The sequence below is a fragment of the Bacillus sp. RAR_M1_44 genome, from assembly GCF_020165935.1.
Lineage (GTDB): Bacteria > Bacillota > Bacilli > Bacillales > Bacillaceae > Bacillus > Bacillus altitudinis.
This window is the reverse complement of record NZ_JAIUKX010000001.1, coordinates 2,175,520-2,195,825: the sequence shown is the minus strand read 5'-3', so window position 1 is coordinate 2,195,825 and position 20,306 is coordinate 2,175,520. Positions and strand designations below refer to the sequence as shown.

Sequence of the window (20,306 nt, the reverse complement as noted above, 5' to 3'; positions counted from 1 at the left end):
CTTTTTATGATGTCAACGCTTTCTTTTAAAATTCTATCTTTATTTTTCTCGTTTGATGAGTCGATTCAAATGAATCGATAGATAGAGCATCTCCTCTGATGTCAGGTCGCGATGATACGTTTGATACACATATTCCGCGATTTTCTTTGCGCAATCGTACGCCTTCGGATATTTTACTTTAATCAGCTGATATAAATCTTGATCTTCACTGACGAGTAACGTTTCGTTGATGAGACGCTGTACGAAAAAGCGTAAATGTGTGAGAAAACGATAAAAGTTGAGCGAGTCTTCATCAAATTCCATGTTCAGATGATATTTCACAATGGTCAGTATGGCATTCACTTCTTTCGTGATATTGACTGTTGTATTCATGTCTTCATTGAGCTCTGCATTAATAATATGCATGGCAATAAAGCCCGCTTCATCTTCAGGCAGTTCAATATGAAGACGATCTTCAATCATCTCAAGGCATTCCTTCGCCACGAGAAACTCATCTTTGTATAAACGTTTAATCTCCCAAATCAGTGAATTCTCAATCAAGTGGTTTTTCTTTAATCGTTCGATGGCGTAATGAATATGGTCTGCCAGCGATACATGCAGACTTTCGTTTAATCTTCGGTTCAGCTTTGTATGTGCGTATTGGATCATTTCCTCGGTCACCTTGACGACATCATACGGAACCTCTTGAAGCAGCATTTTCATTCGCTCATGTACGGAATGATCCTCTAGGCGGAACACTTTATCAATTAACGCCTCGTCCACCGGGTCTCCGGGACGTCTTTGAAAAGCGATGCCTCTGCCCATGACGACGATTTCTTTTCCTTGTTCATCTATCACACTAATGACATTATTGTTTAGAACCTTTTGAATCTGCATCTCCAAACACCTCCGTCTATAACCAGCCATCTACACTCAAAATATGCTCTCATCTTAACACAACTGTCAAATCACTTGGCGTTTTTATCTGACTTTTGAAATAGATTTCACGATATTTCCCCTTCTTTCTTGCTGGTCTGATCCTCCCTCGGCCTGCATACAATACCCCGAGGAGGTGACCTTCGATGAAGGCTTTTTTCTGGTCAGCATCTTTTTTATTCATGTTCATTCTGACTCTCTTTATTCTAGGTATTGTTTTTTGGCTTAGTGGACAAGGCTTAGATCAGCTATGGAGATATGCGCTTATCTGTCTTGTGACAGCCACCGTTCTACACGGCGTTACCACTTGGCTAAAGCAGCATGTCATGCATCACTCATCCAAATAAAAGGCTGCCCTCAGTATTTAGGCAGCCCTTCCGTTATTCCTTAGATGAGGCGGCTTCTTTCTGAGAAGCACGCAGTTCATCATTGATTTTTTTCGCATCTTCTAAAAACTCTGTTTCAAATCCACTTTTGAGTGCCCACATATAAAATAACAACGCCACAACTGCAATGAGCGCCATATCCCAGCCATAATGAATGACGTTATACCCGCCAAATTTATCACTACCTAGACAAGAAATCGTCATCATCACAAGCAAATACACAACCATCCAAGCACCTGCTTTAAAGTGACGGCCAAAGCCCTTCCACTTCGCTTTTGCTTGATAGTAAAAATAGATTGGCAGACCGATGAGAATAATGAACAGCACCTGACCCGTCAGCGGCCATCTCGCCCAGTACAGTGTCAATGATGCAAAGACAAAACCAAGCGGGGCAATGATGCTGAGTCCTTTAATTCGCAGTGGACGATATAAATCTGTGCCCGTCTTTCTCAGCGTCATCACTGTCACAGGTCCTGTCAAATAGGAAATCAGGGTCGCCACAGAAATAATTTCAGCGAGAACCCCCCAGCCTCTAAACAAAAACAGAAAGATAAACGATACGCCTAAGTTAAAAAACATCGCTGGACGAGGCACACCGTAAATTGGGTGCAGACGGCCAAGTACACTCGGCATGTACTTGTTTTTTTCCATCCCATAAATCATACGAGACGTCGTCGCCGTATACGTAATCCCTGTGCCAGAAGGAGAAACGAACGCATCTGCATATAAAATAAGGACAAGCCAGTTAATCCCTAGCGCAATGGCAAGGTCAGCAAATGGCGAGTTGAAATTCAAATGCCCCCAGCCATTCACAATCATTGATGGATCGACAGCGCCAATAAAAGCGATTTGCAGCAGCACATAAATGACCGTTGCAATCAAAATCGATCCAACAATGGCGATTGGAATCGAACGCCCTGGATTTTTCGCTTCTCCTGCCATATTAATCGGGCTTTGGAAGCCATTAAAAGCAAACACAATCCCCGATGTTGCCACAGCTGTGAGCACACTCGCCCAGCCGTTCGGCGCAATACTTGTTCCAGAAGTAAAATTCTCACTATGAAAACCTACGAATAAGAGCGCACCAATTGTTAATCCTGGAATGACGATTTTAAAAATCGTAATGAATGTATTCGCCTTTGAAAACAACCCAACTGTCCAATAATTGAGCAGAAAATAAATCACCAGCAGCACACTTGCCACCATGAGCCCCTCAGTCGTCAAAACCCCTTTTGTGACCAAATGGCTTGTCCACTTTGCCCACTCCCAAGGCCATGAGCTCATGTATTGAACGGAAGCCACTGCCTCAACAGGAATCACTGAGACAATCGCAATCCAGTTTGCCCAAGCGGCGATAAATCCAATAAAAGAGCCGTGTGAATATTGCGTATATTTGACCATTCCGCCTGCCTCTGGAAACATCGACCCGAGTTCACTATAAGACAATGCGATAAATAAAATAACAACCATCCCGATCAACCATGACAAAATAGCAGCAGGGCCGGCGATTTGAGCAGCCCGCCACGCACCAAAGAGCCATCCTGAACCAATGATTGAGCCAAGACCTACCATCATTAAAGCGAAAGTTCCCATCCTACGATGCAAATGATTCATGTTCATAACACCTTTCGATTAAAATACAGAGCATGTGTCGAGCAAGCGCCTTTCTTTTATAGCAGCTCACCTTTCATTCCATTGGCAAATACTTTCTGATCTGAACTTTTATCTTTGTTCATTTTTTTGCCTGTTATATTATCTCTCAATTCTCCATTTTCTGAAATAGTCGAACATGCTTATTTCAAAAGAAAGCGCTTTTTCAACTGTTCAATCTATTAGACTGATTAACTACCTTTACCCTTATTTTGAAAAAAACAAAACAAAAAAGAAAGAGGAAATGACTTCCTCTTCCCTCTGAACACATATCATCCAAAGAAAAAAGGATAAAAGGGAAACCCTCTTATCCTTGTGAGATTGCTTGTTCTTTTTCAATGACAGCTAGTCTTTCTTGAACTTCTTCCTCAGATAAATTGTGCTGTTTCACATAAAGGTTACGTTCGCTTGTGCGGCATTCATGGCTGCAGCTGCGCATATATTTATGCTCACTTTCTTCTGTTGCAATCATTTTGCGGTTACATGCAGGGTTCGCACAGTTCACATAACGCTCGCAAGGTTCGCCAGTGAAGAAATCTTTTCCTACCACGACGTGCTCTGTTTGATTGACTGGAACCGTTAGGCGGTTATCAAACACATAACATTGACCGTCCCATAGCTTTCCTTGAACTTCTGGGTCTTTTCCGTACGTGACAATTCCACCGTCAAGCTGGGATACATCTTCAAAGCCTTCACGCTTTAACCATCCTGAGAATTTCTCACAGCGTACGCCGCCTGTGCAATACGTCAGAATTTTTTTCCCTTCAAGAATCTCTTTGTTGTCACGAATCCACTCAGGTAATTCACGGAATGTCTCAATGTCAGGGCGCACAGCACCTCTGAAGTGACCGACATCAAACTCATAATCATTACGTGCATCAATCACGACCGTATCAGGTGATTGCATTTGCTCATAAAATTCAACTGGACTGAGATGTTTCCCCGTTAATTCTAGCGGATTCACATCATCTTCAAGACTTAAATTCACCAATTCATTACGGTGGCGGACGTGCATTTTCTTAAACGCATGACCATCCGCTTCGTCAATTTTAATTGGCATGGACGCAAAGCGTGGATCTTCTTTCAATGCTTGCATGTACTTGTCCGTTTGCTCGATGGTACCAGAAACGGTTCCGTTTATGCCTTCAGATGAAACAAGAATACGACCTAACAAACCAAGTTCCTTACAGAATGCTAGATGCTCTGCTGTAAACGTTTCTGGATCCTCAATGGGGACATATTGATAGTAAAGTAATACACGATATTGTTTTTCCATATATATAAACACCTCTTAAATTTAATCAAAACATACCATTTTATATCATACAGGAAATACATACCTTAAGGCAATGTCAGCAGTTCAATTCCATAAAACGGAAGGGTCTATGGTCTCATATTGTCCGATTATTTGACAGAACTTTCTGTAAAATGAGATGATTTAAGAACTATATGATTTTGTAAAGGAGCATAAGTCCATGATCCAGCCAGAAGAGATCGTCAGAAGCGGTCCTAACCAGTTTATTTCTCAAAAGGGGATTTATCATGAAATCGAGTCACTTGTTACTCCCTTTCAGTCACCAGCTATAGTGACAGGATATGACTCATATCAAGCCTTTTCACAGTACACAAAGCTTCCATCCGAGTGGCCTGTTGTTCAGCATAAAGGTTACAGTTCACCAAATGCGATCACACGAATTGCGGAAGAACTCAAGAGTTCAGACGTGATCATCGGGATCGGTGGTGGCACGATTTTAGATACAGCGAAGTCTGTTGCCGACGCTCTCCAAATTGAAGTGATCATGGTGCCGACGATTCCTGGGACATGTGCGGCTTCTACACCGCTCAGCGTCATTTATGATGACAAGGGAAATTTTATGGGGGTCGACTATCATAAGCGGTCCAGCTATCTCACGTTAATTGATCATACTTTTTTGCTTTCATCTCCTCTTTCCTACCTCCAAAGCGGAATTGGGGATACACTGGCAAAATGGTATGAAGCGGAAGCCATTATTCGTAACACAAAAGGCACCTTGCCGCTCATGGTACATGCTGCATTAAAGCAGGCTGTGTACGTTCGTGACATTCTTCTGACTCATAGTGAAGAAGCCGTTAGCAGCTTAAAAACAGGTCAGCTTTCTCAAGCCTTTGCAGATGTAACAGATACGATCATTACGTTAGCCGGAACAGTCGGCGGCTATGGAGGACGTTATGGCAGAATGGCAGGAGCCCATGCCGTTCATAATGGATTAACATTTATTGATGAAACACATCATGTGTTACATGGACAAAAAGTGGCCTATGGCATTCTCGTTCAGCTTGCCGCAGAAAACCGTATGACGGAAGTAGAAGAATTACTTGAGCTTTATCAATCACTCGGATTACCTAGAACGATGCGTGAGCTTGGCATCACAGCTCAGCTAGAGGAAGCAGCACATACAGTGGCAAACCGTGCTGCACGTAAAGATGAAACCTTTTGTTTGATTGGAGACTATACGAAAGAGCAAATTGTCGACGCCATTCAAATCATTGAGACCTATCAGCCTCAAAAGACGGTCTGAACATAGGGGCAAATAAAAAGCACAGGCATCCCGCCCGTGCTTTCTTTTTATTAAAAATCGAAGTTATCTGGGTCTGGACCCGTGCGCTCATCTTCATTGAGCTGATCAATGACACTCATTTCATGGGCGGACAACTCGAAATCAAATACGTTTGTGTTTTCGATGATTCGGCTCTTCGTCACCGATTTCGGAATGGTGATAATGCCATGCTGCAAGTCCCAGCGAAGAATGACTTGCGCTACTGACTTCTCATGTTTTTTTGCAATATCTTGAAGCACCGGATGGTTAAGAAGTTTCCCGCTGCCTAATGGCGACCATGCTTCTACATGAATGCCTTTTGCCTTGCAGTAGTCACGTAAAGGCTCTTGCGTCAGCTTCGGATGCAGTTCAATTTGATTGACCATTGGCACCACTTCTGCCTCTTCTAATAAATCTTCTAGATGGTGCTGATGGAAGTTACACACGCCAATGGCTTTCACGCGGCCATCCTTATAAAGCTTTTCTAGCGCCTTCCACGTTTCTTTATATTTGCCTTCAACCGGCCAATGGATTAAATAAAGATCCAATACATCCAGACCTAGTTTGTTCATACTCGTTTCAAAGGCTTCAAGCGTTGACTCATATCCTTGATCACTATTCCACACTTTTGTCGTAATGAACAGATCATCGCGAGAGATGCCTGATTGCTGAATGGCTTTGCCAACACCTTCTTCATTTTGATAGGCCGCTGCTGTATCTATACTGCGATAGCCCGCTTCAAGTGCGTCTTTGACTGCATTTACAGCCTCATCCCCATCTTTTACTTGCCATACACCAAAGCCAAGCTTCGGCATTTTCACTCCGTTTGCTAATGTGACTGTATCTGTTAATCCACTCATCAAACAAACCTCCGCTTCATTTTTGCTTACCATGCACTATACCCGAATGTGCGAAAGATCATGCATGAAAATAGACCATGCAAGGGCTACTATGACCTAATTTCATTTTGTCCCATACTAACAACACAAAATTTTTATGTGAATATATTTGTTTTTATATTAAATAGATTTCTACTTATCCCTATACAAACAGTGAGGTCCAATCATCCTCCTCAGAGAATACTTGAATCCCATGCTGTTTCAGCAAGGCAGACGTCACACCGTCCCCAGCCTTTGTCTTCCCGTTAAACTCTCCCCGATAGATCATCCGGCTTCCGCAAGAAGGACTGTACTCTTTTAACACGACGGATGTTGCGCCAAGAGTCTGAGCCTGCTTAAGCGTGGCTTGTGCACCATTTACATACATCTCTGTCACATCTGTTCCATGAACATCAACAACAGCAGCCTGCCCCCGTAAGACATCATGACCATCTCCACCAATAATTTCTGCGGGAGGTCTTGGTGTTGAGAAACCGCCAAGCAGCTCAGGGCAAACTGTTACCGCCTTTCCTTCCTGCACAAGCTCCTCGATACGTTGATCTAATCGATGGCTGCCATTATAACGGACCTTTAATCCCGCAAGACAAGCGCTGACAACGATCATGTATGTTCCTCATTTCTATGTATTGAACGTTTTTTGCTGACTTTAAAATAAATCCATAAAGGCAAACAGAGTATCGCGTTGATCAAAAAGGGCAGAGCACAATACAAAACAGCCGCCCACATGGACCCTTCAACTCCTGTGATCCCAAAAAAATAAACAAATAATAGCAAGCTGACAAACAATCCAACGAACGGCATGATAAATACATATTTTTTGAAATTTCCCATCATCTCTTCCACCAACACGGTTCCCTCCCTCAATCATCCTCACGAATAACGTCAATATATGTTAATTTTACCATAAAAAACCGAAAGCATCTAGTTTATAGAAAGCTTTCGGTCAGTTATTTATATCTTTTCCTTCCAAGCCTTTAAGAAGCGCTCGATAACCTGTAGTTCGTCTTCATTAAATTCATGGAGGAATTCTAAGTAGGAGGAGACTGCCTGTTCATGAAGCTCATCATGCAGTGCCGCAAGCTGTGTGCCTTCCTCTGTGAGTGAATAATAGACGGATTTCTTGTCACCTTGCCGGTGGCAATAGTCGACCATGCCTTTTTCGATGAGCTTTTTCACAGCCTTTGTAATAGCTGGTTTTGATAGTTTTAGTTGTTGTGAAAGAAATGTATTATTGGATTCATTAGGGTTTGCTTGAATCATAGATAAAATATGAAGCTGTGTAAGTGTCCAATCTTGCTTGAGTGTATCAGTCGTGGTAATCAGTGGATCTGTTGGATCGTTCCGTTTCTTTTCCCTATGCATAATCAAATCTTGAATCGCTTTTAAGACAATCTGCTCGTTTGTTTCCATCTGAACCTCCACTCTTAACTGGTTAATAAAATGGTACTAATAATCAATAAAGGAGTCAAAAGAAATGTGGGGATGAGGAAAAGAATGGGTCATCAGACCTGATAAATAAAAGAACTTTTTTACTAGATTGCAAGAGACGACACAATTTCCTTTTCTTTGCTATCATTTATGATAGATAGGTACCCCTCAATCAAAAAAAGAAGGTGAGAGAATGAAAACAGAGCAGCAAATGGCCATTCGCCAGTTAGAAGAAAAAATAAATTTGTTTTCTTCTGTTGTCAACGGATCGTTCCTATCAACGGAAGATTTCGTTCTATCAAACACGCATATATCAACTGACACGTTCAATTTATTATTACCGATTTCAGCGCACATACAAGATCAACAAAAAGTGGAAGCTGTCATCGAACAAATGCAGCAACAGCAGCTATCATTCAGCACATGGATCACTCAAAGCCTGCTCCACCCCGATTGGTCGAATATCATGCAGAAATATGGGCTTCAAGAAGTGGAACGCAATACCATCATGATGCTTGAACATACAAACGACATCGATCAAAGGACCTCTCAATCGCTTACGATCAAGGAAGTGACTGACGATCAAACCTTTCTCGATTATCAACATTTATTTATCGAACTTTTCGAAGGATCACCTGAGGCAATCGCTTTAAACAGCTATTTCCAGTGCTTTTCGATTGAACGATTACACCCGAGTACCCGCATGTTCGTTGGATATGAACTCAACAAACCGGTCACAACGGGCTTATTGATTGAAACAGCAGACAGCTACGGTATTTATGATGTCATCACAAAGGCAGAACACCGCGGAAGAGGACTTGGCAGCGACATGTTTCATTACCTTCTGACCCAGACAGATAACAAACAAAAGTGTGTGATGTTACAAGCCTCAAATGACGGCAAACATATCTATCAGCGTGCCGGATTTCATCCAATTGGAGAAATGGTTATTTTTGAATAGAAGATGACATTTTTTCTGAGGTATCAAAGGCAAAGAAAGGCATCCTGTCTCTTCTTTGCCTCTAACATCTCACCACAAAAATGAATGTACATTCATTCACTCCTTTGGTACATTTAAAAAAAGGAGCTGAAGAACAGATGGTTCGACCAGGCGATCAATTTCAAACAAGCAAAACCTATACGCATGAAGATGTGATCAAATTTGGCGAGATGACAGGTGATCTTGGCAAACACCATACCGAGCTAGATGATCAAGGCAGGCTTATGGTACACGGCTTTCTCACAGCAAGTCTAGCCACGAAGCTTGGCGGGCAGTTTCATTTTATCGGTCAAGAGATGACATGTACCTTCATACGCCCTGTTTATACAGGTGACACCATTACCTGTCAGATGGCCGTCACCAAGGTAGAACCCCTTGAAAAATACCATCGTGTCCACCTTTTTTCCCGGTATATCAATCAGCATGGAGAAGAAGTCATTACTGGTAAAAGTGAAGGTGTGGTTTTCAAAAAATAAAAAGCTGCCTATGATGAGGCAGCTAAACGATCTAATTCTCTTCTATTCAGCATGATGCTGACGATCCATATAAAGCGGCGGTCTCTTTAATGAAATCACTGCACAGCTAAAGGCAATCAGCACAAAAACAGCACCGAATTTAGCCAAATCAACAGATGAACCGGTCATTGTAAACATGACGCCACCCACTGCTGATCCAATGGAAATCCCAATTTGCAAAGCGGATGTATTTAAACTTTGCTGAATATCAGATGTCACAGGGTCTGTTTGAATCAAATAGCTCTGCAAAGCAGGTGTCAGTGCCCAGCTAAGAGCACCCCATAGGACAACCATCACCATAAAGAGCATAAACACTCCCGCTGTATAAGGAAGGATAAACATCACAATGGCAAACGCCATGGTCACAAGCAAAATGGCTTTTCCTGATCCTAGTTTGTCACTCAGCCAGCCGCCAAACCCATTCCCGCCAATCGACGCAAGTCCGAAGACCAAATAACAAATACTAATCCAAAACGGAGTCATATGCAGAACTTCCATCAAAAATGGCGTGAAATAAGAATACAGCATATAATGACCAGCAAGCATGAACAAACTAATCAAATGTGCACTGAAAATTTTCGGATGCCCTAAAGAACGAATTTGTTCTTTAAGCGGCGTGACTTTTTCAACAGGCATTTTCTCCAATAGAAAATAAATGAGTACCATAGATATGGCTGACAGAATACTGATTCCTAAAAATATCACTCTCCAGCCAAAGCTCTCTGTAATAAAAATACCGATCGGTACACCGAGAACAAGTGATGAGCTAATCCCAATAAAAATCAGACCTAATGCTTTCGCTCGATGCGCTGGTTCCACCAGCTTGGCGGTAATCGTCAATGATAGTACCACAACAAGCGCTGTACTCATGGCAATCAAGACCCTAGAGATCATGACAAGGGCAAAGGTGGAACTAAAATATGTGAATACATTGCCTAATGTAAAGACCAATAATGCGATTAAATAAAGACGCTTTCGTTCGATTTTGGCTGTGACGGTCAGTAGCACCGGTGCTGAAATAGCATACACAATCGCAAATACCGTGATCAGCTGCCCAGCTGTCGCAAGAGACACATTGAGATCCTCTGCTAAACTTGGCAGAATGCCCCCGACCACAAGCTCAACTAATCCAACCGCAAAAGTAGAAACAGCTAATAAATAAACTCTCCAGTTCATGTCTAACATCCCTTCTCTATATCATAGCTTTCACTTTTGATACAGGGTGCAGACAAACAAAAAAACCCTGATTACAAAAAAGGAAAGCGCGCTTTTGTAATCAGGATTTATCGGATCCTGGTAGAAACCCTCAAACCATATTATTGAGGTTATACAAGTCTATTTTTTTCTTCAAATATATTAGCATAGCCTTCCATAACGTGCAAGCTGCAAAAATAGAAAATATCTGCCAATGGCTCAGCAACATAAACGACCTTAGAAAGGCATGAAATGAACTTGCAGACCAACTTGCTTTCTCCCCCATTTACAGGTAAACTGATGAAAAATCAACGAACAAGGATCAACGTAGATCTGGAATAGTAGCTTGAATTGATCTTTACCAGAGAGGGAACGGTGCTGAGAAGTTCCTACTGACATCTTCAAGTGAACCTGCCGATTTAGTTCTGTTTCATACAGCGGTTCATACCGTTATCATGATCGAGTGTAAAGCTGTGCTTTAAATTAGGGTGGTACCACCAGGAATGGTCCCTAACTTAAAGCACAGCTTTTTTGTTTTTTGAAAAGGAGGAAAAAGACGATGTCAAAGAAACAATTTGTTGAGAAAATTACAAGCATGGAAGACGACTTTGCCCAGTGGTATACAGATGTTGTCACAAAGGCGCGTCTCGTCGATTATTCAAGCGTTAGAGGCAGTATGATTATTCAGCCATACGGTTTTAAAATTTGGGAGAATATTCGCGACGAACTTGATCGTCAAATCAAAGAAACGGGTCACGAGAATGTCTATATGCCGCTCTTTATCCCAGAAAGTCTTCTCCAGCAGGAAAAAGATCATATCGAAGGCTTTGCTCCTGAAGTGGCGTGGGTGACACATGGCGGTGATTCGGAATTACAGGAAAGACTCTGCGTCAGACCAACATCCGAGGTGCTGTTCGCCGAGCATTATAAAAACATCATTCATTCCTATCGTGATTTACCAAAGCTATATAACCAATGGGCCAATGTCGTCCGCTGGGAAAAGACAACACGTCCATTTCTTAGAACCCTTGAATTCCTCTGGCAGGAAGGGCACACTTGTCACGAGACTGAGCAAGAAGCGATTGAAGAAACAGAAAAAATGCTCCATGTCTATGCGTCTATTTGTGAAGAGCTTCTAGCGATCCCTGTCATTAAAGGAAGAAAAACAGAGAAAGAAAAATTCGCTGGCGCCCGCTTCACCTATACGGTTGAAAGCTTGATGCATGACGGAAAAGCCCTGCAAACCGCCACTTCTCACTTCTTCGGCAACGGATTTGCCAAGGCGTTTGGCATTGAATTTTTAAATCGAGAAGGAAAATTAGAGCATGTCCAGCAAACATCATGGGGCTTCACCACAAGAATCATTGGCGCTATGATCATGGTGCATGGCGATGACAGAGGACTAGTCCTGCCGCCAAACATTGCGCCAACCCAAGTACGTGTTGTGCCAATTGCTTCCCATAAAGAAGGTGTCCTCGATCATGCCTATGAATTAAAGGATCGACTCGCCCGCATCGCACGAGCTGACATCGATGCAAGTGATAAACAGCCTGGCTGGAAATTCAACGAATGCGAAATGCAGGGCATCCCATTACGTGTAGAAGTAGGACCAAAGGATATGGAAAAAGGCCAAGTCATGCTCGCAAGACGAGACACAGGTGAAAAGCAAGCCATCACGTTAGATGCACTTGAACAAGCCATCACGTCCACGCTTGAAGACATTCAGCAGACGATGTACGAAAAAGCAAAAGAACGATTACATGAAAAAACATCAAACGCCCACACAATCGAAGACATCGAGCAGCTTCTTGCCGAAGAAAACAGGTTGATCAAAGCCATGTGGTGCGGCGATGAAGACTGTGAAAACGACATCAAAGAGAGAACAGGGGCGACATCACGCTGTATCCCGTTTGAACAAGAATCCGTTTCTGACACATGTGTCTGCTGCGGGAAACCTGCTTCTGATATGGTGTTCTGGGCAAAAGCCTACTAATCATATTTCAAATTTTTTACAAATAATGCGAGGATTTGTCTACACACTGAAGCATCTTATACGATGCTTCTTTTTTGTTAAAAAGAGCCAAATATCCATTGACCTCATTCACACAATCCCCTATAATTCATATTAATATAATCGGTTTTTAAGACTTTAACTGGAGTGGTGATCTATGAAGCGCTGGCTCTCAATATTTAACGAACGCTGTCCAAAATGTAAAACAGCATTAGATGTCTCGAAGTCCAATGCCTTGCAAGGCAAAGTCGTGAAAACATGCCCCAATCTTCATTATCAAAAAGAGTACCACCCTGCACTTGAAACGTATATCGAGCACGATGATATGAAATAAAAAAGACCAACACATGGAAAAGAGCCCTTGCTCTCAGTTGTTGGTCTTTTTCTTATAATAAATCCACCCAGATTTTGATTGCTGTGGCTGTAATCATCACGGCAAGCGCCCATTGCAAATAAACGGCATTGATTTTCTGACCAATTTTCGCCCCAATCGGCGCAGCAATCAGACTGGCCGCCATTAAGACAAGAGCAGGCATGAACATGACTTGACCAGTCAGCACTTTCCCAGCCGATGCGCCGATCGCAGAGAGAAACGTAATCGCCAGAGACGAGGCAATCGTCATCCGCACAGGGATTTTGAGAATCGATAGCATCACCGGCACTAAAATAAAGGCACCGCCTGCACCTAATACACCGGATACACTTCCGATCACAAAGGCAATACCAGCCGCCAATCCTTTATGAAAGGTCACCTCTCCATCCGCTTCTGCCTGCTGACCTTTTTTCGGAACAAGCATTAAAATGACAGCGACAATGGCAAGCAGGCCATAGACTACATTGATGCCTTTCTCTGGAAGGAAATGTGATAAATAGCTGCCTAATAAACTCCCTGCCAATATACTGCTCCCCATATATAAAATTAATGGTCGATGTAAAAATCCGCTTTTCCGATACGCTAGCACACCGCCGAGTGTCGAAAATAGTACTTGAATGGCACCAATCCCTGAAACCTCGTGTGCCGATAATGCCATCACTCCGACAAGAGGCGGGATATAAAGCAGCATGGGATAGTTGATCACTGATCCTCCTATTCCGACCATTCCTGATAAGAAGGAACCAATAAATCCGATGATAAATAAAGTAATGAAAAACGCAAAATCCACGCTGGTCTCCTCCTTTGCAAAAGGAAAAGGGGCTCCCTCATAGATACCCCTCTCCCCTTTAGGACCCTTTTCTCACCCAGAACTTCAGCACATGCCCTTCATCTGTCTGTGTGATCAATTCATGTCCGCTTGACTTAGCCCATGCGGCCAAATCAGCTTTGGCTCCTTTATCTGTTGCATGTATTTCTAATACTTGGCCTTCAGCCAAGTCATTCATTTTTTTCTTCGTCCGAATAATTGGCATCGGGCATGCAAGCCCGGTTACGTCTAAAATGTGATCTGATGTCATCTGATCATCCCTCGCTTCTTTATTTTATTGAACATTATCGAATCGCACAACGGTTTGGACCAATTTCCATGTCTCGCTGCGCTTCCTCGTCTGGATGCAGCTTCCCCATATTCGTAGACCGAATGTCTTGATAAGCGTTTGGCTGTGCAGGGAGATCCTGCGTGACCATTTGTCTAAATACGTCTTCATCTTCAATGTTCAGCCCGTGATTTTCTTTAAACAAAGCGCCTAGCTCCTTCCAAACGCTCCCGTCTTCATTAAGCTCATCCACGATCATAAAATGTGCAGGCAGCACAATCAATTCTGCCGAAAGCGCCTTATATCGTGTATAAAGGGTTTCTCTCAAATCACCTACCCAGTCCTCCGCCATACCGGCTAGATCAGGTCTTCCGATCGAATCAATGAACAAAATATCACCTGAAAGGAGGTAACGGCCGTCTACGATAAAAGAGGTCGAACCAATCGTATGGCCCGGTGAATAAAGGGCATGAATATCAATCTCCGTCGCTCCAATCGTCACACGCTGTCCTTCTTCAAGGTGATTGTAATCAAATGTCACCTCTTCGGCGTCTTTTGGCGGTAGCCAATAGATAGCTCCAGTCTGTTCAGACAGCTTTTTCCCGCCAGATATATGGTCCGCATGAAGGTGCGTATCAAACACATGCGTCACTGTGACTTGATGTTTTATAGCAAATTGCGTATAGACCTCCGTCATTCTAGCCGCATCAATAATCGCAGCTTCCCCATTCGACATGATCATATAGGACAAGCACCCCTTGCCCATTCGCACAAATTGGTACAACTCTCCACCGCCAGTTAAATCACCGATCTTCACTGGCTCTAAATGCTCACTCCATGCCTTCATGCCGCCTTGCAAATAATGGACCGTTCTGCCTGCCTCTGACAGCATCTCTGCCACCATAATAGAGGAGCCTTCTTTCGCACAAACGACCAGTACATCTAGGTCATCCGGTATGTTCTCCACCATATCCTCTACGCCATCAAGAAGCTCAAAGTAAGGCACATTTAAATATTCAACGGCTTTCCCTTCAATTTTCCAGTCCTGCACATCTGATTCGTTTCGTACATCCAACAAAAAGATCGGCTCTTTGTTGATGATCTTTTTTGTTAACTGTTCTGCTGTCATTGCTTTTACAGTCATTGGTTCATTCAGCTCCTATTTTTCAATCTCTCCTGTCCAGCTGTTCATGCCTGGCACTACATTGATCAATTGATGAAATCCTTTTTCTTTTAACTTTTGTGCGGCTAATTCACTTCTTCTGCCTGAATGACAGATGAGGTAAATGAGCGTCTCTCGGTTCAATTCTTCAGCACGCTGTTCCACCTCGCCAAGAGGGATGTGAACAGCTCCTGGAATATGGCCCGCTTCATATTCATCCGGCTCTCGTACATCTAAAATAAACAATGACTGATCTTCTTTTACCTTCTGTTGAAACATGTTCAACGACATTTCCGAAATCATTGACTGCTCCTCCTCCTGTTTCGTTCCGCCTTTACGGATCAAATGATGAAGCACCTGTCCTTCTACTTTCGTTCCTAAAAATTCATGACCGGCGCTTTTTGACCAAGCTGCTAAATCCGCTGTAGACCCTTTATCGGTTGCTTGCACTTCAAGCACATCTCCTGGCAAGAGCTCATTCATTTGTTTTTTCGTTTTGACAATGGGCATTGGGCATGCCAATCCTTTTGCATCTAGAATTGCTGTTGGTTGCTGCATTGTTTTTCCTCCTTTTTATAGGGGTGGGGGTATATTTTAAAGCCTATTTATACCTATAATCGCCAAGCATTCATGCCACCCTTGATATTCGTAATGTGGGTAAATCCCTGTTTTTTTAATAATTTAGCCGCCTGCATACTTCTCATCCCGCTTTGGCAGATCACATAAATTTCTTTTTCTTTCTCAAGCTCATGCGCTCGATTCCTTAACTGTGGTAAGGGGATATTTTGAAATCCTTTTATATGATTTGTTTGAAACTCTAAAGGTGATCGCACGTCTATCAGCTGTTGATGCCGACTATGCAATTTAGATTTCAGATGAGCTGCGTCCATTTGTTTCACACCCCGTACGGGAAGAAAACGGCTCACAAGCAAAGCGATCACAATGATGAGCAAAAGCGTTTGAATCATGTATGAACACCTCCCTAGATAAATAAGTTCACATTCCCGATTTCTGCCTCTGCTAAATACGCTGCCACACCTGCATATTGAATGTCTGCTAGTAACTCGTTCTCCTGTAGCCCTAAAAGATCCATCGTCATCGTACATGCCACGAGGTTGATGTCTTGTTCCTTCGCCATATCAATGAGCTGCGGCAGGGTCATGGCATTGTGTTTGTTGATCACATGCTTAATCATCTTCGGTCCCATTCCTGCAAAATTCATCTTTGACAGCCCCATTCGATCAGCGCCACGCGGCATCATTTTACCAAACATTTTTTCTAAAAATCCCTTCTTCAGTGGCACCATCTCTTCCTTACGCAAGGCATTCAGCCCCCAAAAAGTATGAAAAATAGTCACCTCGTGATCATAAGCTGCTGCGCCATTTGCAATAATATAAGCGGCCATCGCTTTATCATAATCTCCACTAAATAAAACAATTGTTGTTCGTTTTTTCTGTTCCTCCATCATGATCCTCCTTATATGAATTACCCATGGGGGTATATCGAAAACAAAAAATATATACACATACCGGTAAGGGTATATTATAACAAGTAAAAAAATTCGTCAACCTTCAAAGGCTGAGGAATTTCTTACCGGCTTTTCACCAAGAGTTCAACCGCTTCTTTGACAAGCCCCTCTGTATCCTTGCCTTGTTCAAGACTTTCACGGACACATTGTTCAAGGTTTGTACTCACAATCACACCCATCGCCCGATCAATGGCATTGCGTGATGCAGATAGCTGCGTCACCACCTCACGGCAATCCTTTCCCTGCTCCATCATGGCAAGAACCCCTTTAATCTGCCCTTCAATCCGGCGAAGACGATTCTTCATCTGCTGATTATACTCCACGTTTAACACTCCTTTCTCTTTTCCTTATGATCAGATAGTATACCCTGATAGGTATTTAGTCAAACATGATGAATTAGTATAAAAGAGCTGCTGAGAGCAAATGTCGCAGCAGCACGTTCTCTTTAAGCACTCGCTTCCTCTCGAGAGCGCTTATTTCCTTTGTAAATAAAATAAAGAGCGATCAGCATAAAAAATAATGCCAATATGCGTTTGAGATCAAGTGAAATCATTAGGCTATGGAACCAGCCAAAATGATCGATGACCATTCCAATGACAAGCTGCCCAGCAATCCCCGCAATATTCGCAGCAATGACACCGATTTTCGGAACAGCGACCACTGTCAGGATTAAATAAGCCGTTCCAAGAAAAGCCGCACTCAACTGCCACTTTGGTGCATGCAAGAGATTCAACAGATGTCCGCTCCCAAAGAATAAAATCAGAATGGTCAAAAACATCGTACCCGTTAAAAAGGTCAAAAAGGTCGTTTCAATCGTACCCGCTCTCCTGCTAAACGTACCGTTTATGGAAGATTGCGCACTTAACGTAATGCCTCCGATGAAAGTAAATAGAATTAACAATAATGCCATATCGACGTTCCTCCTAATGAATAAAAATAAGGGCAATGATCATCGAAATGACCGCAAATACCTTCTCTTTGTTTACTCTCGTTCTCTGACTCCCAAGCCAGCCAAAATGCTCAATTACCATACTCATCAGCAGCTGACCAATAATGACAGCAACCATCGTTACCCCCACACCAACAAATGGAACACTCACCACAATAGACGTTAAATACACAACCCCCATCGCTCCGCCAAGCAGTGACCATTTCGGTGCCTTCAACGTATAGGAAAGGTCACCTTTGCCAAAAAAGAGCCACAATAAACCCATAATAATTGAACCGACAAAAAAGTTATAAAAACTCGTTTCTAACTGTCCAATTGACTTCCCAAGCTCCGCATAGATGGCTCCTTCAAAACTAAGTGCCGCACCGGCTAATAGTGCAAGCACATAAAAAATTAAACGCATCATCAAATCTCCTTTGATTCAAATATTTATATATCTAGATAAACAGATATATAGAATAGAAAAAAACAGAAATCACACATCCTTTAGATCTCTGTTTTCATATATTGTCCGATCTGTTGGATAAATTCTTCATTTCGTCTATAGTATGTCCATTGTCCATGCCGTACCGATTCAAGCAGACCAGCCTTTTGCATCAAATGTAAGTAGCTAGAGACCGTTGATTGAGAAATTTGCGCCTTTTCTTGAATATCCCCAACACAAACGCCCCCCTTATAACTAACCTCCTTCGGTAAATGAGCGCCTTGCTTAGGAAAATGCTTCTCAGGTTCCTTGAGCCACTTTAAAATATTCAACCTTGTTTCATTCGATAATGCCTTAAACACATCAATAGGTTCCATGGCAGACATTGTATATCTAGAAATACCGATATGTCAAGCCATTGCATATTCACCTCTAAATTGGTAAAAAGGAAATAATCAACGCTATAAGGAATATTTCAAGGAAAGAGGGCAACCCATGACTTTACAGCATTATATTGGATCAAACAAAGAACTGCCGCTTGGTACCATTGGTCAAAACCCTACCTATAAACCATTCTCTGAACTCAATATCAGCATGTTTGATAAAAAACAAAAAAAGCACAAAACCTATCAAAAGGAAGATCTTTTGATAGAAGTATTTGAAACAGAAGAGGATTTCGAAGGCATTCATATTGATTATCTAGATCCCGTCTATGAAGAGGTAAGAGACAAATTCACGCATCCTTTTGTTTATGAATTAGGTATCATTCATTCTCTTCGTGCACTTTTTAAATTCATTGAAAAAGAACTGTCAAAAGGAGAAACCATCGAAATCTATTCTTGTCTAGATGGACTCGAAATGAAAGAAAAGGACGATCAATTGGATGTAGAAATTGACCTAAGCAAAAAACGGTTTGGAAAACATATCGATTTTAAAGGGATCGATGAACTGATTGATATGTTTGAATTAGAAAACTTACAATATGTACTAGTGAAGAGGTAGAGGAGAATTGACAAGTTACATCAAAATGCTGTGTTATTAGAGATTGTAGAAGCGTAACCTTGGTTAAGCAAAGATCAATTGAAGTTATGAATAGAAAAGCGAATAGAAATGTAACACGGAGGTAGTTGAAGGAACCAAAATCCCCTCAATTACCTCTCTTCAAATCATCATAAACTTTTTCATATTATTTGAGCTAGATAAGCGAATAGACGGCATGTCTCAATCAGCCATACCCGAAGAAGCTAAATGTCATGATTAAGTTTAAAAAGCACAAAATAATTTCTACCATAAATACTTAATTTATCTAAATTATAAGGAAGGATACCTCAAATCTACTCTTCTCTCCAAACAATAGCTACCCTTCAATCAAACGTTTTAACTTAAGCTCAGTTTCAGTATCCTCAACTGGAGTATAGACGCTGCATCTTAAATCAGTATCCCCATACACTTGTAATGAAGTGAGATTAAACAACATTTTCCCTACCTTAGCATGACGAAATTCAATTAATACTTCAGGTGCATAGCTGATCTCATTTTCATTCCATATTTTACGAAACTCAGGATATGCCTGCTCCATTTCCTCTATAAATTGCTCATACCATTCATCCGCCACATACTGACCATAATACGTTCTAAATATGGCGATATATCCTCTTACAAAATGCTCCCAATTCACGGCTAAACTTTTAAATTCCTTTCTTGCGAATAGTAAGCGGATGATATTTCTTTCTGCCGGGATGATTTGTTCAAAGTCCAAAAATACATTAGCTGCTGCTTGATTCCACCCAACAATCTGACTTCTTCTATCAGATATAATCGTTGGACAATAACGAAGTTCCTGCAGAATTTTCACTAAAGCCGGACTGATTTCCTTCTCATTCTCAATGATATAGGATTGTTTCACACCTTCCTCTAACGCTAAAGCGTACAAATATCTCCTTTCATCGTTATTTAATTGTAATGCACTAGAAATCGCATCTAATACCGAAGTAGATACTTTTATATCTCTGCCTTGCTCTAACCATGTATACCAAGTAAGACTCACACCGGCAAGTTGAGCCACTTCTTCTCTTCTGAGTCCTGGTGTTCTTCTGCGGGTTCCTACAGGTAAACCAACCATTTGAGGCGTAATTTTTGAACGTTGGTTTTTTAGAAATTCTGATAATGCTTGAAGTCTTGTTTCAGGTTTCATTAAGG

General features: G+C 42.0%; 25 protein-coding genes and 1 riboswitch. Of the genes, 7 read left to right on the top strand and 18 right to left on the bottom strand.

Annotated elements, in window-relative coordinates; genetic code table 11:
* Positions 1-39 precede the first annotated feature (39 nt).
* Positions 40-876, bottom strand: coding sequence for a BglG family transcription antiterminator LicT (licT, locus tag LCD34_RS11735; RefSeq protein WP_017358738.1), 837 nt, complete (start codon positions 874-876; stop codon positions 40-42).
* A 185-nt stretch (positions 877-1,061) separates the two neighbouring features.
* On the opposite strand from licT, the gene LCD34_RS11730 reads away from it, so the two are divergent.
* On the top strand, positions 1,062-1,262 hold the full coding sequence (locus LCD34_RS11730; protein ID WP_024719046.1) for a hypothetical protein: 201 nt from the start codon (positions 1,062-1,064) through the stop codon (positions 1,260-1,262).
* A gap of 33 nt (positions 1,263-1,295) precedes the next feature.
* On the opposite strand, the gene LCD34_RS11725 is transcribed toward LCD34_RS11730, so the two are convergent.
* Positions 1,296-2,915 (bottom strand): APC family permease, encoded by a 1,620-nt coding sequence (locus LCD34_RS11725; protein WP_008343861.1) that lies wholly within the window; start codon positions 2,913-2,915, stop codon positions 1,296-1,298.
* Between the two features lie 343 nt (positions 2,916-3,258).
* Positions 3,259-4,227 carry a rhodanese-related sulfurtransferase gene (locus LCD34_RS11720; protein ID WP_007498459.1) on the bottom strand — a complete coding sequence of 323 codons (969 nt, stop codon included), beginning with the start codon at positions 4,225-4,227 and terminating at the stop codon, positions 3,259-3,261.
* A 199-nt stretch (positions 4,228-4,426) separates the two neighbouring features.
* On the opposite strand from LCD34_RS11720, the gene LCD34_RS11715 reads away from it, so the two are divergent.
* Complete coding sequence (locus LCD34_RS11715; RefSeq protein ID WP_224559105.1) at positions 4,427-5,509, top strand: iron-containing alcohol dehydrogenase family protein; 1,083 nt, start codon at positions 4,427-4,429, stop codon at positions 5,507-5,509.
* Between the two features lie 50 nt (positions 5,510-5,559).
* Here the strand turns inward: LCD34_RS11715 and LCD34_RS11710 are convergent, their stop codons facing one another.
* From LCD34_RS11710 to LCD34_RS11700, 3 genes are all read right to left on the bottom strand, one after another.
* The gene (locus LCD34_RS11710) at positions 5,560-6,387 is read right to left on the bottom strand and encodes an aldo/keto reductase (protein WP_008343867.1); all 828 of its coding nucleotides are present in this window, start codon (positions 6,385-6,387) and stop codon (positions 5,560-5,562) included.
* A gap of 181 nt (positions 6,388-6,568) precedes the next feature.
* Entirely contained in the window at positions 6,569-7,030 is a 462-nt protein-coding gene (locus LCD34_RS11705; protein ID WP_144684460.1) for a DUF523 domain-containing protein, read from the bottom strand.
* Between the two features lie 347 nt (positions 7,031-7,377).
* Positions 7,378-7,836 carry a MarR family transcriptional regulator gene (locus tag LCD34_RS11700; protein WP_024719151.1) on the bottom strand — a complete coding sequence of 153 codons (459 nt, stop codon included), beginning with the start codon at positions 7,834-7,836 and terminating at the stop codon, positions 7,378-7,380.
* Positions 7,837-8,047: 211 nt separating this feature from the next.
* Here LCD34_RS11700 and LCD34_RS11695 point away from each other — a divergent pair, with 211 nt between their 5' ends.
* Positions 8,048-8,815, top strand: a complete 768-nt coding sequence (locus LCD34_RS11695; protein ID WP_224559102.1) for a GNAT family N-acetyltransferase — start codon at positions 8,048-8,050, stop codon at positions 8,813-8,815.
* Between the two features lie 137 nt (positions 8,816-8,952).
* Positions 8,953-9,330, top strand: a complete 378-nt coding sequence (locus tag LCD34_RS11690) for a hotdog domain-containing protein (protein WP_017358728.1) — start codon at positions 8,953-8,955, stop codon at positions 9,328-9,330.
* A 42-nt stretch (positions 9,331-9,372) separates the two neighbouring features.
* On the opposite strand, the gene LCD34_RS11685 is transcribed toward LCD34_RS11690, so the two are convergent.
* The gene (locus LCD34_RS11685) at positions 9,373-10,545 is read right to left on the bottom strand and encodes an MFS transporter (protein WP_224559091.1); all 1,173 of its coding nucleotides are present in this window, start codon (positions 10,543-10,545) and stop codon (positions 9,373-9,375) included.
* Between the two features lie 77 nt (positions 10,546-10,622).
* A riboswitch (purine riboswitch) is annotated at positions 10,623-10,722 on the bottom strand.
* A 400-nt stretch (positions 10,723-11,122) separates the two neighbouring features.
* On the opposite strand from LCD34_RS11685, the gene proS reads away from it, so the two are divergent.
* Positions 11,123-12,556 (top strand): proline--tRNA ligase, encoded by a 1,434-nt coding sequence (gene proS, locus LCD34_RS11680; protein WP_099496269.1) that lies wholly within the window; start codon positions 11,123-11,125, stop codon positions 12,554-12,556.
* 175 nt (positions 12,557-12,731) lie between these two features.
* A complete protein-coding gene (locus tag LCD34_RS11675; RefSeq protein ID WP_017358723.1) occupies positions 12,732-12,908 on the top strand; it encodes a hypothetical protein in 177 nt (58 codons plus the stop codon).
* 52 nt (positions 12,909-12,960) lie between these two features.
* On the opposite strand, the gene LCD34_RS11670 is transcribed toward LCD34_RS11675, so the two are convergent.
* The 10 genes from LCD34_RS11670 to LCD34_RS11625 all read right to left on the bottom strand — a co-directional run bounded on the left by LCD34_RS11670 (position 12,961) and on the right by LCD34_RS11625 (position 18,484).
* Entirely contained in the window at positions 12,961-13,737 is a 777-nt protein-coding gene (locus LCD34_RS11670) for a sulfite exporter TauE/SafE family protein (protein WP_058214104.1), read from the bottom strand.
* Positions 13,738-13,795: 58 nt separating this feature from the next.
* Positions 13,796-14,026: a sulfurtransferase TusA family protein gene (locus tag LCD34_RS11665; RefSeq protein WP_008343881.1), complete on the bottom strand. Its 231-nt coding sequence runs from the start codon at positions 14,024-14,026 to the stop codon at positions 13,796-13,798.
* 34 nt (positions 14,027-14,060) lie between these two features.
* Positions 14,061-15,188: an MBL fold metallo-hydrolase gene (locus tag LCD34_RS11660; protein WP_212357341.1), complete on the bottom strand. Its 1,128-nt coding sequence runs from the start codon at positions 15,186-15,188 to the stop codon at positions 14,061-14,063.
* A 15-nt stretch (positions 15,189-15,203) separates the two neighbouring features.
* Positions 15,204-15,764 (bottom strand): sulfurtransferase TusA family protein, encoded by a 561-nt coding sequence (locus tag LCD34_RS11655; RefSeq protein WP_060832024.1) that lies wholly within the window; start codon positions 15,762-15,764, stop codon positions 15,204-15,206.
* A 53-nt stretch (positions 15,765-15,817) separates the two neighbouring features.
* Positions 15,818-16,174, bottom strand: a complete 357-nt coding sequence (locus LCD34_RS11650; protein ID WP_191219116.1) for a rhodanese-like domain-containing protein — start codon at positions 16,172-16,174, stop codon at positions 15,818-15,820.
* A gap of 14 nt (positions 16,175-16,188) precedes the next feature.
* Positions 16,189-16,671 (bottom strand): DsrE/DsrF/DrsH-like family protein, encoded by a 483-nt coding sequence (locus LCD34_RS11645; protein WP_148780777.1) that lies wholly within the window; start codon positions 16,669-16,671, stop codon positions 16,189-16,191.
* A gap of 125 nt (positions 16,672-16,796) precedes the next feature.
* Positions 16,797-17,057 carry a metal-sensitive transcriptional regulator gene (locus tag LCD34_RS11640; protein ID WP_003217059.1) on the bottom strand — a complete coding sequence of 87 codons (261 nt, stop codon included), beginning with the start codon at positions 17,055-17,057 and terminating at the stop codon, positions 16,797-16,799.
* Positions 17,058-17,179: 122 nt separating this feature from the next.
* Entirely contained in the window at positions 17,180-17,644 is a 465-nt protein-coding gene (locus LCD34_RS11635) for a DMT family transporter (RefSeq protein WP_035390624.1), read from the bottom strand.
* A 13-nt stretch (positions 17,645-17,657) separates the two neighbouring features.
* Positions 17,658-18,086 carry a DMT family transporter gene (locus LCD34_RS11630; protein ID WP_224559089.1) on the bottom strand — a complete coding sequence of 143 codons (429 nt, stop codon included), beginning with the start codon at positions 18,084-18,086 and terminating at the stop codon, positions 17,658-17,660.
* Between the two features lie 83 nt (positions 18,087-18,169).
* Positions 18,170-18,484: an ArsR/SmtB family transcription factor gene (locus LCD34_RS11625; protein ID WP_008343888.1), complete on the bottom strand. Its 315-nt coding sequence runs from the start codon at positions 18,482-18,484 to the stop codon at positions 18,170-18,172.
* A gap of 118 nt (positions 18,485-18,602) precedes the next feature.
* On the opposite strand from LCD34_RS11625, the gene LCD34_RS11620 reads away from it, so the two are divergent.
* Complete coding sequence (locus LCD34_RS11620) at positions 18,603-19,109, top strand: hypothetical protein (RefSeq protein ID WP_017366508.1); 507 nt, start codon at positions 18,603-18,605, stop codon at positions 19,107-19,109.
* A gap of 355 nt (positions 19,110-19,464) precedes the next feature.
* On the opposite strand, the gene LCD34_RS11615 is transcribed toward LCD34_RS11620, so the two are convergent.
* A complete protein-coding gene (locus LCD34_RS11615) occupies positions 19,465-20,301 on the bottom strand; it encodes a helix-turn-helix transcriptional regulator (RefSeq protein ID WP_008343891.1) in 837 nt (278 codons plus the stop codon).
* Positions 20,302-20,306: the final 5 nt, after the last annotated feature.

What these genes read in the sequence shown, in the direction of transcription:
- LCD34_RS11685 (WP_224559091.1), bottom strand. Translation starts at nt 10,545, where the DNA reads ATGAACTGGAGAGTTTATTTATTAGCTGTTTCTACTTTTGCGGTTGGA.
- LCD34_RS11620 (WP_017366508.1), top strand. Translation starts at nt 18,603, where the DNA reads ATGACTTTACAGCATTATATTGGATCAAACAAAGAACTGCCGCTTGGT.
- LCD34_RS11615 (WP_008343891.1), bottom strand. Translation starts at nt 20,301, where the DNA reads ATGAAACCTGAAACAAGACTTCAAGCATTATCAGAATTTCTAAAAAAC.
- LCD34_RS11650 (WP_191219116.1), bottom strand. Translation starts at nt 16,174, where the DNA reads ATGATTCAAACGCTTTTGCTCATCATTGTGATCGCTTTGCTTGTGAGC.
- LCD34_RS11645 (WP_148780777.1), bottom strand. Translation starts at nt 16,671, where the DNA reads ATGGAGGAACAGAAAAAACGAACAACAATTGTTTTATTTAGTGGAGAT.
- LCD34_RS11635 (WP_035390624.1), bottom strand. Translation starts at nt 17,644, where the DNA reads ATGGCATTATTGTTAATTCTATTTACTTTCATCGGAGGCATTACGTTA.
- LCD34_RS11655 (WP_060832024.1), bottom strand. Translation starts at nt 15,764, where the DNA reads ATGCAGCAACCAACAGCAATTCTAGATGCAAAAGGATTGGCATGCCCA.
- LCD34_RS11665 (WP_008343881.1), bottom strand. Translation starts at nt 14,026, where the DNA reads ATGACATCAGATCACATTTTAGACGTAACCGGGCTTGCATGCCCGATG.
- LCD34_RS11675 (WP_017358723.1), top strand. Translation starts at nt 12,732, where the DNA reads ATGAAGCGCTGGCTCTCAATATTTAACGAACGCTGTCCAAAATGTAAA.
- licT (WP_017358738.1), bottom strand. Translation starts at nt 876, where the DNA reads ATGCAGATTCAAAAGGTTCTAAACAATAATGTCATTAGTGTGATAGAT.
- LCD34_RS11710 (WP_008343867.1), bottom strand. Translation starts at nt 6,387, where the DNA reads ATGAGTGGATTAACAGATACAGTCACATTAGCAAACGGAGTGAAAATG.
- LCD34_RS11700 (WP_024719151.1), bottom strand. Translation starts at nt 7,836, where the DNA reads ATGGAAACAAACGAGCAGATTGTCTTAAAAGCGATTCAAGATTTGATT.
- LCD34_RS11705 (WP_144684460.1), bottom strand. Translation starts at nt 7,030, where the DNA reads ATGATCGTTGTCAGCGCTTGTCTTGCGGGATTAAAGGTCCGTTATAAT.
- LCD34_RS11690 (WP_017358728.1), top strand. Translation starts at nt 8,953, where the DNA reads ATGGTTCGACCAGGCGATCAATTTCAAACAAGCAAAACCTATACGCAT.
- LCD34_RS11630 (WP_224559089.1), bottom strand. Translation starts at nt 18,086, where the DNA reads ATGCGTTTAATTTTTTATGTGCTTGCACTATTAGCCGGTGCGGCACTT.
- proS (WP_099496269.1), top strand. Translation starts at nt 11,123, where the DNA reads ATGTCAAAGAAACAATTTGTTGAGAAAATTACAAGCATGGAAGACGAC.
- LCD34_RS11625 (WP_008343888.1), bottom strand. Translation starts at nt 18,484, where the DNA reads ATGGAACCTATTGATGTGTTTAAGGCATTATCGAATGAAACAAGGTTG.
- LCD34_RS11695 (WP_224559102.1), top strand. Translation starts at nt 8,048, where the DNA reads ATGAAAACAGAGCAGCAAATGGCCATTCGCCAGTTAGAAGAAAAAATA.
- LCD34_RS11725 (WP_008343861.1), bottom strand. Translation starts at nt 2,915, where the DNA reads ATGAATCATTTGCATCGTAGGATGGGAACTTTCGCTTTAATGATGGTA.
- LCD34_RS11660 (WP_212357341.1), bottom strand. Translation starts at nt 15,188, where the DNA reads ATGACTGTAAAAGCAATGACAGCAGAACAGTTAACAAAAAAGATCATC.
- LCD34_RS11715 (WP_224559105.1), top strand. Translation starts at nt 4,427, where the DNA reads ATGATCCAGCCAGAAGAGATCGTCAGAAGCGGTCCTAACCAGTTTATT.
- LCD34_RS11720 (WP_007498459.1), bottom strand. Translation starts at nt 4,227, where the DNA reads ATGGAAAAACAATATCGTGTATTACTTTACTATCAATATGTCCCCATT.
- LCD34_RS11730 (WP_024719046.1), top strand. Translation starts at nt 1,062, where the DNA reads ATGAAGGCTTTTTTCTGGTCAGCATCTTTTTTATTCATGTTCATTCTG.